Genomic DNA, 11,437 nt, shown 5'->3' with positions numbered 1-11,437 from the left:
GGGGGCGATGGTGGCCATATTTTGGCTGTCGCGTTTGGTCAGGTCCCGGCGCAGGGCCTTAAGCAAGCCGTAAATGGATATCAGCAAGATGGCCGAGAACGGCAATGCGCTGGCGATGGTGACGGTTTGCAGCGCGCTGAGCCCCCCGGCGATCAGCAAGGCGATGGCGACGATGCCCATCAGCGATGCCCAGAAAATGCGTTGCCAAACCGGCGTGTTGCTGGAGCCGCCCGAAGCCAGCGTATCTACGACCATGGCGCCGGAATCGGCGGACGTGACAAAAAAGACGATCACCATCGCCATGGCGATAAACGAAAGCACGCTGGAGAACGGGAAATGCTCCAGGAAGTTAAACAGCGCCAACGCCACGTCTTGCTGTACCGTAGTGGCGAGGTCTGTCGCGCCCTGTTCCATGATGAGGTAAATGGCGCTGTTGCCGAACACCGTCATCCACATGAGGGTGAAGCCGGCCGGGACGAACAGCACGCCCGTGACAAATTCGCGGATGGTTCGGCCGCGGGAAACCCGTGCGATGAACATACCGACAAAAGGCGACCAGGAGAGCCACCACCCCCAGTAGAGCAGCGTCCATCCGCCTAACCAGTTGCTGGATTTTGGCTCATAGGCATACAGGTTGAACGTCTTGCTGACCAGCTCGGACAGATAGCCGCCGGTATTTTCCACAAAGGATTTCAACAGCAGGACGGTTGGCCCCAACAGCAAGACCAAGGCCAGGAGCAACAGCGCCAGGCCGAGGTTCAGCTCTGACAGAAAGCGTATGCCTTTCTCCAGCCCTGAAACCACGGAAATGGTGGCCAGCCCGGTAATCACCACGATCAAGATCACCTGAACGGTTTCGTTGATCGGCACGCCAAACAGGTGGTTAAGCCCGGCGTTGACCTGCAACACGCCATAACCCAGCGAGGTTGCGACTCCGAACACGGTGCCGATGACGGCGAAGATATCGACGGCATGGCCGATAGGGCCATAAATGCGGTCGCCGATGATCGGATAAAGCGCAGAGCGCAGAGTCAACGGCAGGCCATGCCGATAGCTGAAGAAGGCCAGAATCAACGCCACGATGGCGTAGATCGCCCAGGCGTGCAGCCCCCAGTGGAAAAAGGTCAGGCGCATGGCCTGTTTGGCCGCCTCGACGCTTTCGGGCGTGCCGACCGGCGGCGAGAGGTAGTGCATCACCGGCTCAGCCACGCCGAAGAACATCAGGCCGATGCCCATTCCCGCTGAAAACAGCATGGCAAACCATGAGTGGTAGCGAAAATCGGGTTGCGCATGATCGGGGCCAAGTTTGATGTCGCCGTAGCGGGAAAGCCCCAGAAACGTCACGCTGAGCAAAATCAGCGCCACGGCCAAAATATAAAACCAGCTGGCGTTGGTGAAAATTTGTTGCTGCAGAAGCTTGAAGTTCTTGTCAGCGACGTCGGGGAAAAAGGCGGCGAACGCGACCAGAAGAAAAATGAGGACTGCAGAGGTAAAGAATACCGCTTTGTTGATATGGCTCTGCGGCTTTTTTAGGGGGGTGTCTTTCTCACTCATAAATTGATTTATTCCATTTGTTTGATTATCGCCCTGAATGGAGGAGAGGTGTAACCTGTTATATCGTAGCAAAATAGTCAGGCTGTCGGTGCCGGTCAATAAGGCGGAATTACCGCTGCCTGAGCGCGGTAATTCCGAGCTATTCCGTGTTGCCGTTAGTTAAATAAAAATGCCAATAACCCCGTCACCTTATTTTTATTTTCCCATCCTTCCAATTTCATGCAGGCATTAACGTGTTCTGTTCTGCGCATTTCATTGCTGTCCGAGGGAAAGGCGCCGCCACCGGTATTGGGGATCTCTGTGCCGTTGATCGTCATGGAGGAGAAGGTCGGTGAGCTGGCGCGTAAAGACAGATTCACGGGATAGCGCTGTTCGGCTGCCTGCTGGCAGCTTGTTCTGGCCGCTTCAAGGGGCGTTGGGGTTGCCGTTTGCGCTTCCCATTTCTCCGGCGTGGCGCAGGAAGACATCATCAACGCGGCGGCGATAACTGCATATTTTCGCAAAGTAAAAATCCATTTCTAAAATAAAATCCCCTTGATTCTACCCCCAGCGTGCCGCGATGGCCCGCTCAATAAGGTGAGCGGGCCGATGTGGCGAGTTAACTGAGTATATCTTCGGCGATCACCTTAAACAGCGCGTCTATTTCGCCCTGGGTGTTGTAGTGCATCATGCCGATGCGCAGCACGCCGCCGTCCTGTAACCCCAACTGCTGAATCAGACCCAGCGCATAGAAATGCCCGCTGCCGGCGCAGATGTTGTGCTGCCCCAGGCGGCGGGCGATCGCGTCAGGCGTCTGGCCGCTGAAGGTCAGGGCGAAGGTTGGCGTGCGGCGCGCGCTGTCTGCCTGTGAATGGCCGTAGAGTCGCACGCCGTCGAGGTGCTGCAGCCGTTGCAAAAAGTGGCGGCACAGCGCCTCTTCATGCCGATGGTAGGCGGCGAAGCTCTCCTGCAAACGCTGCCTTAACGGCGCGTCGGGCGTCCCCCACTGCGCCAGATAGTCGATCGCGGCCGCGACGCCGGCCAGCGCTTCGAAGCTCTGCGTGCCGGTCTCGAAACGGCCGGGGCCGACATCGGTGGCCGGCTCGACCTTGTAAGGCCGCAGGCGCTGCAGCCACTGCGGTGCGAGGTAGGCCATGCCGACGTGCGGGCCAAAGAACTTGTAGGCGGAGCACACCAGGAAGTCACATCCTAACGCCTGTACGTCGATCAGATTGTGCGGCGCATAGTGCACGGCGTCGACATACACCTGCGCGCCGACCCGATGCGCGGCTTCGACGATGGTTTTGATATCGACGATGCTGCCGGTGACGTTGGAGGCGTAGCTGACCGCCACCAGGCGGGTGTTGGCGTTGATGCGCTCACACACTTTCGCGGCGTCCAATGCGCAGTCGGCGCTCTCCAGCGGTATCTGATGCACCACGGCCCCTTTGTCGGCGGCGGCCTGCTGCCAGCTGGAGACGTTGGCGTAGTGATCGAGCGCGGTGACGATGACCTCATCGCCGGCCCGCCAGTCGCGGCTGATGATGCGGCTGAGATGAAAGGTCAGCGTGGTCATATTCATGCCGAAGACGATGTTGTCGGGCGAAGGCGCATTTAACAAGGCGCGCACCGATTCTCGCGCCTGGCCCATCACCTCGCCGGTGACCCGGCTGGAGAAGTAGTGGCCGCCCAGGTTGGCATTGTATTTCCCCAGATAGTCGGTCATTTTTTCCAGCACGCCCCGTGAAACCTGTGCACCGCCGGGGCCGTCGAAAAAGATCGCCGGTTTGCCGTCGATGTGCTGGGACAGGGCGCTGAACTGGCGTCGGGCGAGCTCGGGCGTAAAGGTCATGCTTTCTCTCCCCGTGCGGTGAGGACGAAGAGATCCAAATGGCCCTCTTCAGCTGGGCTTACGGCGTTGATCGGCGTAGCGTTGTGCCACAGTTTGCTGTCCGCCAGCAGCACGGCTTCACCGTCCGCCAGCGCTTTTTTAAAGAAGGGATCGTGATGGCTGTCGTCGTACAGCATGATTTCACCGCCGACGATGTTGTGCCGGTGAATGGCGATCATGGCGATATGGTCGAAGCCATCTTGGTGAATGCCTTCCGGCGCCACCTGGGTGTCTTTCTCGATGGCGACCACGCGCATCTGGTGGATCTCTATCTCGGCGCCTTCCGGCAGTTCGTTGCTTTCTGCAAACAGGTTGCACATCTCCGCCATGCCGGCGCTCTGCAGTACGGCGCTGTCGATAGGCTCGAAGCGGCGCACCACGTTGCCCTGGAAGTGGTTGATCTGATCGGACTGCATGAAGGTGCGCGGCCCCACTTCGGCGACGTTGGGGTTGAGGTATTTGACGACCGAATAACGGCGCAGGCGATATTTTCCGTCGGCGTGTTGCGTGTGGGGCAAGGAGGAAAACGAAGGCATCAGTTGTTGGGTGGCTTGCGGGCTTAGTACAGTCATACTTATTACGTTTTCGTGTTTCTGTAACATAATCACCTCTAATAATAATAATTTCTGATGTTGTAGGGGGTAATTCGATTGAATTGTAGACGACTCTATAACCAACGCAATTTGGCGGTGGCGAGGTGTGACGGCGGTCGTAAAGTGGCGTGAACAGCAGAGAGGATGAGCAGAAGGGAATGCCGGTATGAAGCAGGTCATTCAGCAAAATAAGCGCTAACGGATGAGAATTCATGCGGAAGCATAACGTGACCAAGGTTACGCTTTCAGGGATAACTCTCATGAATATGGGGGGCTTTACTATAATTCCGGGACAGAGTGACCGCAGCGGAATTGGCAGATTATTGAAAGAACAATCTTCCATTCCCCCTGAATAAGGACTCCGATCATGCAGCATGTCAGAGAATTCGTCATTTCCTGTCTGTTTGCTTCGATAATGTTCCCCGGCATGGCGTTCGCGGAGGATGCTCCCGTGACACCGTTGGCTACCGGGATCGTCAGCAGCGGCGTGGCCGAAGCGCAAGTGACCGAGGCCGTGCGCCACGGTGAAATCCTGACCATCAAGGTGCGTTTCAAAGGGTTGAAAGACAACCTTAACGGACAAGGCTTGTATAGCAGTTTGGATAAAAGCAGTCTTGAGAAATCCTTCTATCTTCTGGTGGGTAATAAAAAATACCTGCTGCTTACCGATAGCAATAATGTCCCACTGACTTCTCCCAGCGTGTCATTCAGCTCAAGCTCAGGCATTCCCTATGTCGCCACCTGGTTTGGCAGCTTCCCCGCGCCTCCACCTGACGTGAAGGAGGTGTACCTGACGATCGCCAACGTCGAGCCGCTCGGGCCGATAGTCATTACGGATCGTTGAGCGATGAACGGCCTCAGGAAAGCCGCCTGCGTGGGCGGGGTGCTAGCCCTTGGGCTGGTGTCATTCGGTTCATGGGCTGACGGCGGAGAGCCGGTATCGGTAGGGAAACCGGTGATACTCGATCTCAAGGCTACCCGGCTGGATTTGGTGGGGTTGCCCTCGGAGCTGAATGCCGGCGTCCTTGATCTGCAAAGTAAGGCCGCGGATCTGGCTAAACAATCCGCCGACATTTCCGTCAGAAACAGCAAAAATACCGTCACGTTATCGATGCGCAGCGATGTGCTGTTCGCCTTCGACAGCGATGCGATTGCCGCTAAAGCGGAGCCTGCGCTGCAACAGGTAGCGCAATTTATCGCTGCCGAACCGGTAGGGAAGGTGGTGATCGAGGGGCATACCGATGCGGTGGGCAGCGATAAATATAATCAGGATCTGTCGCTGCGACGCGCGCGTGCGGTGGCTGCCTGGCTGATCGCACATGGCGTAGAGAAATCTCGCCTGAGTGAGCAGGGAAAAGGTGAGGTTGAGCCGGTGGCGTCCAACGACACGCCCACGGGCCGGGCCAAGAATCGACGGGTTGATTTTGTGTTGCCGAAAACCGCTGCTGCCGGTTAACATCGCGCCGGCTGCCATTCCTTCCGCCAGTCGCTTTTAAGCAGGCTCCTCCCGCTTACCCCACCGAGATGTCGTTATGATTGAAATACGCGAGATTAACCGCGACAACCTGTTTGACGTGTGCGAACTGACGTCGAATCAAGACGGTGTTGGCACCGTGTTTGAGGCGTTTATTTGCTGTAACGCCATCTCCATTTCCGAGGCGGCGTTTTTTCCGGAATGCCAGCCCCGCGCGCTCTACCGCGACGGCGAACTCATCGGTTTTTTCATGTACAAGCGCTGGCCGCATAACCCGCATGAGGCTGAGCTGTGTCGCTATATGCTTGACCATAAGTTTATGGGGCAGGGGTTGGGGCGTGAGAGCTTCGCCGCGATACTCGCGCATTTCAGGCTGCACGGCGTAGAGCAGGTGACGTTAATGATTGATGAGCATAATCTCGTCGCCAAAAGCCTGTATCTCGCCTACGGCTTTCGCTTCACCGGCAAGATTGAAAAGGAAGAGCATTACTACAGCCTGGCGCTTTAGCGGCCCCGACAAAGGCGGAGTCAGAACGTCTCGAAATACAGCTCGCGCAACAGCCAGGATATTTCATTGTTGGTGCGATTAAGCGTCTCGATTCGGCGAACCCCTTTCGCTTCGGCGCGCAGATCGAGCAGCAAGTTGCGGATCTGCTGGAATAACGGGGTTTGCGGGCTGGGTTTGGCTAGCTGCTGCCCGCACAGTTTGATACCGGCGTCGCAGCCGGTGGCAATGTCCGCCAGGCAGCACGGGCAGGTGGCTTTTTGGCGCGCCATATTGCGACATTGTTGCCCGATTACCTGATTGAAGTGGCGTAATTGCAGGCAAACTTCCCGTGAGTTCAGCGGGTTGGAATGGGTGGTCATCGGCTTTTGCTCCCTTGTCTCCGTCTTATATTGGCACTTACCGATGAAGATAACCACGGACAAGCAGAGGGGGTATCGCCTTGTTTTGTCTGGAAACAACGAAAGCGATGGGGCCCGCGGCGGCGGGCCGGTAGGGTCAGGCGCGTTTAAACAGATTCGCCGCCTGGAACAGCGCAAAGGAGCTGACCAGCATCTCGATGCCGACGATCGCCGTCACTAGTGTGACCGACGCCGCCGGGCCTGAGCCGATCAGCATCCAGGCGATGATCAAGTCGAGCACGCCGATAACGAACTGCAGCCAGTTGCCCGGCAGCCCGCGGCGCATGTAGCCCGCTGCCAGGCGCGCGATGCCGCCGAGCGCGAACAGTACGGCGAGGTACACCGCCAGCGCCAGAATGCCCGCCAGCGGGCTGGTGATGAACACATAGCCGATAATCAGGTAGGCCACGCCCAGCAAAATGCCGCCGATCATCGGCCAGGTATTCTGCGCCCGGTTAGCGATCATGGCGATAATCAGCCCGGCGCCGCTCAACAGCAGCAGGATGCCGACCACGATGCTCAGCGCTGCGCCGGAGGCAAAAGGATTGACCAGGCACAGGATGCCGCCCGCCAGCAGCAGGAAGGCGATGATCAGCAGGGTGGTGCGTTGCTTTTTGAGCAGTTCTTCACTCAGGAGGGGCAGATTATTGCGGTCGAGGTTCAACATGACAGTACTCCATTTCGTCGTTGGGTAATTAATCAGTCATCCTTACCTGTTTAGCATAGACCGTCTGGGGGTTTTTGACTGACCCGGCGCAAATGTTACACTGTGCGGCTGACGCGTATCAGAACCGAAACGACGACTGAGGACTGGATTTGAGCACAGGAAGCAAATGGGCTGGGTGGCGCCGCATCGCGGTGTGTCTGACATTGGGGCTGTTGTTGGCCGGGTGTTCGGGTAAAAACACCTACAACCGCGACTACGATAAACTGCCGAAGGGCAGCTACACCGGCAAGTCCTACACCGTCAAACGGGGCGATACGCTGTACTACATCGCCTGGATCACCGACAGCGAAGTCAGCGATCTGGCCAGAATCAACAAGATACGCCCGCCTTATAGCCTGGAAGTGGGGCAGAAACTGCGGCTGAGCGGCAGCGCGCCGACCAAAACCGCCGCCACGCGCCGTAAAGCGTCTTCCGCCGCGATCGCCAAGCAAACGCCGCCGCCGGGCGCAGCCCGCTGTTGGCGTTGGCCGACCAGCGGTCGGATCGTGCAGGCCTACTCCAATTCAGATGGCGGCAACAAGGGCATCGACATCGCCGGCAAACGCGGCCAGCCGATCTACGCTTCCGCCAAGGGCAAAGTGGTGTACGTCGGCAACCAGCTGCGCGGCTACGGCAACCTGATCATGATTAAGCACGGCGAAGACTTTATTACCGCCTATGCGCACAACGACACCACGCTGGTGCGCAACGGCCAGGATGTGAAGGCGGGGCAGAAGATCGGCACCATGGGCAGCACCGGCACCGATTCGGTGTTCCTGCACTTCCAGATCCGCTACCGCGCTACCGCGCTCGATCCGCAGCGTTATCTGCCGCCGCAAGGTTCGTCGCCGTCCTGTTAACGTCAATCTGGCTCCTTGCGGAGCCAGATGTCAGTTACTTCAGCGGCAGGTAAAGATCGGTCACCAGTTCATATTCCGCCACCTCGTGCACGAAGTTGTGGTAGTGGAAATAGAGCGGAAAATCGCGCAGCTCCTCGCCGCTGGCCGGCAACCACTCGCGGTACAGATAATGGGCACTTTCCGAGAGCCCATCCAGCGAGCCGTGATGGCGCAGCAGCGCGCAGCGCCCGGTCGGCAGCGTGCTGTTCACCACGCCAAAGGCGTTGTCCTCGGGGATCGGCGCCGTGACCTCGCCGCAAATGAAGAAGCGGAAGTCCTGCGCTTCGGTGGTAGCCGGATCGTGCGGTGCGATGCCGAAAGTGCGGCTGCTTCTGACCGGCGACAGGCCGCTGGTTTTGCGCCACTCGATAAAGCGCGCGGCGGTTTCGTTGACCAGCGCGGACGGGCCGCGATGTTCGATCATCGCCACCGGCGTGGCCGGGAAGTCGACAATGTCTACCTTCATGGGTTGTTTCCTTTTGTGTTTCGGCTCGGGAAAGCGCTGCTGCCAATCGATCCAGGCCGGCCGTTTGCGAAACTGGCTTGGCGTTTGGCTGAACGCCTGTTTGAAGGCGCGGCTGAAGGACTCCGGGTTTTGAAAACCGGCGTCCAGCGCGATGTCAATCACTGGCTCCAGTGGGTTATACGCCAGGCGGTACGAGGCGCGTTTGAGCCTCATCCATTGGATATAACGCCACACCGAGATGCCGCAATACGCGCTAAACTGGCGTTGAAAATGAAAGCGCGAAAAGTGGGCCACTTCGCTCAGTTTTTCGACGGTGAGCGCCTCGTCCAGGTGGCGGTCGATATAGTCAAAGACCTGCGCAAAGCGCTTTGCATACGTCTGGGTCATGTGATTGTCTCCTCCATGCCTGAACTTTGCCCGAGCCGCCGCCGCTTCTCCTGACGGATGATGCTGAGTTGCCGCCGCAGGACAACGGGATGGCTGCGGCGTTCGCCGCCGGCCAGGCCAAACTCATAACCCCCGCGCGGCCGTGTGCCGCGATCCCGACCGAGAAGATGAATATTACATGATGGATCGTTCCCGTTTGCTGAAATTCCTGCTGCCCTACCTGTGGCCGAAAGACAACCCGCGCCTGCGGGGGTATCTGGTGGTGGCCTTCGTATTCATGGTGGCGGCCAAGGTCAGCACCACGCTGGTGCCGCTGGCCTACAAAGCGATGGTCGATGCGCTGAGCGGCGAGACGGCGAAAATGCTGGCGGTGCCGCTGGGGCTGATCGTCGCCTATGGCGTAGCGCGGGTGGGCGGCGCGCTGTTTGAGGAATTGCGCAACGTGATGTTCATTCACGTCAGCCAGAATGCCACGCGCCTGCTGGGCGTGCGGGTGTTTCGCCAGCTGCATGCGCTGAGCCTGCGCTTCCATCTGGAGCGCCAGACCGGCGGGCTGTCGTTGTCCATCGAGCGCGGCACCCAGGCGGTGGCCACGGTGCTGTCGCGCTTGCTGTTCTCCATCGTGCCGATCCTGTTCGAACTCTCGCTGGTCACGGCGATCATGTGGCATATGCTGAACGGCTGGTTCGCGCTGGCGATCCTGACGACGGTCGGCTGCTACATCCTGTTTACCGTGCTGGCGGTCAGCTGGCGCACCCGCTTTCGCCGCGAGCTCAACAAGGCCAACGCCGATGCCAACAGCAAATCCATCGACAGCCTGCTGAACTATGAGACCGTGAAGTACTTCGGCAATGAAGAGTTCGAGGCCGAGCGTTTCGACCTGTCGCGCCGGCTGTACGAATACGCCGCCATCAAGAACCAATTCAGTTTTACGGCGATCAACCTGGGGCAAACTGCCATTATTTCGATCGGGCTGATCGTGATGATGGCCATGGCGGCGCAGGGTATTACGCAGGGGACGATGACGGTCGGCGACTTCGTGCTGGTCAACGCCTATCTGCTGCAGCTGTATCAGCCGCTGAACTTCTTCGGCTTTATTTATTCCGAGGTGCGCCAGGCGCTGATCGACATGGAGAACATGTTCGATCTGCTGCAGGAAAAGCGTGAAATCGTCGATAGCCCGGATGCGCAGCCGCTGCGCCTCGATCGCGGCGAAGTGCGGTTCGATGCGGTCAGCTTCGGTTACGACACGCGCCGGCCGATCCTCAAGCAGGTGAGTTTTACCATTCCGGCGGGCCACACGGTGGCGGTGGTCGGCGCCTCCGGCGCGGGCAAGTCCACGCTGTCGCGGCTGCTGTTCCGCTTCTACGACGTGCAGAGCGGCGCCATTACCCTCGACGGCCAGGACATTCGCCAACTGACCCAGGCCAGCCTGCGGCAGGCGATCGGCATCGTGCCGCAGGATACGGTGCTGTTCAACGATACGCTGCGCTACAACATCGGCTACGGCAAAACCGGCTCCAGCGATGAAGAAATCGAGCGGGCGGCGCGGCTGGCGCATATCCATGATTTTATCGTCGGTCTGCCAGACGGTTACGACACCCGGGTCGGCGAGCGCGGGCTGAAGCTGTCGGGCGGTGAAAAGCAGCGGGTGGCGATCGCGCGCACCATTCTGAAAAATCCGGCCATCCTGGTGTTCGACGAGGCGACCAGCGCGCTGGATACCCAGACCGAACGCGAAATCCAGGGGCACCTGCGCGAGGTGAGCCGCAACCACACCACGCTGGTGATCGCCCACCGGCTCTCCACGGTGGTGGACGCCGATGAGATCATCGTGCTGGAGGCGGGGGAGATCGTCGAGCGCGGGGGGCACGAGGCGCTGCTGGCCGCGAACGGCCGCTACGCCGCGATGTGGCAAACCCAGTACAGCGAAGAGCAGGAATCGCGCTGACGAGGGCGTTCACCCCAGCGGCTGCGCGGCATTGAGCCGCTGTGCCACGTAGTCGCAGGCGATGCGGCAGTCCTGCTTCAGGTCGGTCTCATCACCGGCCAGGCTACCGCGTAGCCAAAGTCCATCGATCATTGCCGCCAGCCCACGTGCGGCATCACGCGCCTGGCGTAACGGCAGCTCGCGGCGAAACTGATAGCAAATATTGGAATAGAGCCGCCGATCGTTGGCGCGCTGCAGGCGGCGCAGCACCGGCTGGTGCATGCTGGCGGCCCAGAAGTCGAGCCAGGCGCGCATGGACACGGCGTTGGTTTGGCTGGGGTGGAAGTTGCCCTGGATAATGGCGAACAGCTGTGACTGGCTGTCGCTCGCCGCCTGCGCGCGGCATTCGGCCACCGCGTCGCGCAGATCGCGCAGGATTTTGCGCATGGTGGCGCTCAGCAATCCCTCTTTATCGCCAAAATAGTGGCTGACGATGCCGGTCGACAGCCCGGCTTCTTTCGCCACCTGAGACAGGGTGACGCCGGCCAGCCCGACGACGTTAATGGTCTCGAAGGCGGCGTTAATCAGCTGCTCCTTACGCTGTTCCGGAATATCTCTGCGGTACATATTTTCCCCAACTGATAGGCCAATC

General features: G+C 59.1%; 13 protein-coding genes. 5 read left to right on the top strand and 8 right to left on the bottom strand.

Features of this window, described 5'->3' with window-relative positions:
• From QDT79_RS24090 to QDT79_RS24075, 4 genes are all read right to left on the bottom strand, one after another.
• Positions 1–1,554 (bottom strand): BCCT family transporter (locus QDT79_RS24090; RefSeq protein ID WP_308317164.1); only part of this gene is annotated, 1,554 nt, incomplete at its 3' end.
• 155 nt (positions 1,555–1,709) lie between these two features.
• On the bottom strand, positions 1,710–2,057 hold the full coding sequence (locus QDT79_RS24085) for a hypothetical protein (RefSeq protein WP_233221939.1): 348 nt from the start codon (positions 2,055–2,057) through the stop codon (positions 1,710–1,712).
• 95 nt (positions 2,058–2,152) lie between these two features.
• Positions 2,153–3,385 (bottom strand): cysteine desulfurase-like protein, encoded by a 1,233-nt coding sequence (locus tag QDT79_RS24080; RefSeq protein ID WP_107227930.1) that lies wholly within the window; start codon positions 3,383–3,385, stop codon positions 2,153–2,155.
• Entirely contained in the window at positions 3,382–3,996 is a 615-nt protein-coding gene (locus QDT79_RS24075) for a 2OG-Fe dioxygenase family protein (protein ID WP_233221938.1), read from the bottom strand. The genes QDT79_RS24080 and QDT79_RS24075 overlap by 4 nt, the downstream gene beginning before the upstream one ends.
• Positions 3,997–4,384: 388 nt before the next feature.
• Between QDT79_RS24075 and QDT79_RS24070 the strand changes: the two genes are divergently transcribed.
• The 3 genes from QDT79_RS24070 to QDT79_RS24060 all read left to right on the top strand — a co-directional run bounded on the left by QDT79_RS24070 (position 4,385) and on the right by QDT79_RS24060 (position 5,999).
• Positions 4,385–4,861, top strand: a complete 477-nt coding sequence (locus QDT79_RS24070; protein ID WP_063990704.1) for a hypothetical protein — start codon at positions 4,385–4,387, stop codon at positions 4,859–4,861.
• Positions 4,862–4,864: 3 nt separating this feature from the next.
• Positions 4,865–5,473, top strand: coding sequence for an OmpA family protein (locus QDT79_RS24065; RefSeq protein ID WP_063990705.1), 609 nt, complete (start codon positions 4,865–4,867; stop codon positions 5,471–5,473).
• Between the two features lie 76 nt (positions 5,474–5,549).
• Positions 5,550–5,999 carry a GNAT family N-acetyltransferase gene (locus QDT79_RS24060; protein WP_063990706.1) on the top strand — a complete coding sequence of 150 codons (450 nt, stop codon included), beginning with the start codon at positions 5,550–5,552 and terminating at the stop codon, positions 5,997–5,999.
• Positions 6,000–6,019: 20 nt separating this feature from the next.
• On the opposite strand, the gene QDT79_RS24055 is transcribed toward QDT79_RS24060, so the two are convergent.
• Complete coding sequence (locus QDT79_RS24055) at positions 6,020–6,358, bottom strand: hypothetical protein (protein WP_063990707.1); 339 nt, start codon at positions 6,356–6,358, stop codon at positions 6,020–6,022.
• A gap of 136 nt (positions 6,359–6,494) precedes the next feature.
• Positions 6,495–7,064, bottom strand: a complete 570-nt coding sequence (locus QDT79_RS24050; RefSeq protein WP_033644791.1) for an HdeD family acid-resistance protein — start codon at positions 7,062–7,064, stop codon at positions 6,495–6,497.
• A 149-nt stretch (positions 7,065–7,213) separates the two neighbouring features.
• Between QDT79_RS24050 and actS the strand changes: the two genes are divergently transcribed.
• Positions 7,214–7,963: an amidase activator ActS gene (gene actS / locus QDT79_RS24045; protein ID WP_063990709.1), complete on the top strand. Its 750-nt coding sequence runs from the start codon at positions 7,214–7,216 to the stop codon at positions 7,961–7,963.
• A gap of 34 nt (positions 7,964–7,997) precedes the next feature.
• On the opposite strand, the gene QDT79_RS24040 is transcribed toward actS, so the two are convergent.
• On the bottom strand, positions 7,998–8,855 hold the full coding sequence (locus QDT79_RS24040; RefSeq protein WP_107227926.1) for an AraC family transcriptional regulator: 858 nt from the start codon (positions 8,853–8,855) through the stop codon (positions 7,998–8,000).
• A 181-nt stretch (positions 8,856–9,036) separates the two neighbouring features.
• Between QDT79_RS24040 and QDT79_RS24035 the strand changes: the two genes are divergently transcribed.
• A complete protein-coding gene (locus QDT79_RS24035) occupies positions 9,037–10,806 on the top strand; it encodes an ABCB family ABC transporter ATP-binding protein/permease (RefSeq protein ID WP_126178804.1) in 1,770 nt (589 codons plus the stop codon).
• Between the two features lie 9 nt (positions 10,807–10,815).
• On the opposite strand, the gene betI is transcribed toward QDT79_RS24035, so the two are convergent.
• The gene (gene betI / locus QDT79_RS24030) at positions 10,816–11,412 is read right to left on the bottom strand and encodes a transcriptional regulator BetI (protein WP_063990711.1); all 597 of its coding nucleotides are present in this window, start codon (positions 11,410–11,412) and stop codon (positions 10,816–10,818) included.
• Between the last annotated feature and the right edge of the window lie 25 nt (positions 11,413–11,437).

The organism is Serratia marcescens (assembly GCF_029846115.1).
Lineage (GTDB): Bacteria > Pseudomonadota > Gammaproteobacteria > Enterobacterales > Enterobacteriaceae > Serratia > Serratia marcescens_L.
Note: the sequence above shows the minus strand (reverse complement) of the source record. Positions and strands in the feature narration are given on the sequence as shown.

Excerpts from the sequence above, each read along its gene's own strand:
- QDT79_RS24080 (WP_107227930.1), bottom strand. The coding sequence starts at position 3,385 with ATGACCTTTACGCCCGAGCTCGCCCGACGCCAGTTCAGCGCCCTGTCC.
- QDT79_RS24075 (WP_233221938.1), bottom strand. The coding sequence starts at position 3,996 with ATGACTGTACTAAGCCCGCAAGCCACCCAACAACTGATGCCTTCGTTT.
- QDT79_RS24070 (WP_063990704.1), top strand. The coding sequence starts at position 4,385 with ATGCAGCATGTCAGAGAATTCGTCATTTCCTGTCTGTTTGCTTCGATA.
- QDT79_RS24065 (WP_063990705.1), top strand. The coding sequence starts at position 4,865 with ATGAACGGCCTCAGGAAAGCCGCCTGCGTGGGCGGGGTGCTAGCCCTT.
- QDT79_RS24060 (WP_063990706.1), top strand. The coding sequence starts at position 5,550 with ATGATTGAAATACGCGAGATTAACCGCGACAACCTGTTTGACGTGTGC.
- QDT79_RS24055 (WP_063990707.1), bottom strand. The coding sequence starts at position 6,358 with ATGACCACCCATTCCAACCCGCTGAACTCACGGGAAGTTTGCCTGCAA.
- QDT79_RS24050 (WP_033644791.1), bottom strand. The coding sequence starts at position 7,064 with ATGTTGAACCTCGACCGCAATAATCTGCCCCTCCTGAGTGAAGAACTG.
- QDT79_RS24040 (WP_107227926.1), bottom strand. The coding sequence starts at position 8,855 with ATGACCCAGACGTATGCAAAGCGCTTTGCGCAGGTCTTTGACTATATC.
- QDT79_RS24035 (WP_126178804.1), top strand. The coding sequence starts at position 9,037 with ATGGATCGTTCCCGTTTGCTGAAATTCCTGCTGCCCTACCTGTGGCCG.
- betI (WP_063990711.1), bottom strand. The coding sequence starts at position 11,412 with ATGTACCGCAGAGATATTCCGGAACAGCGTAAGGAGCAGCTGATTAAC.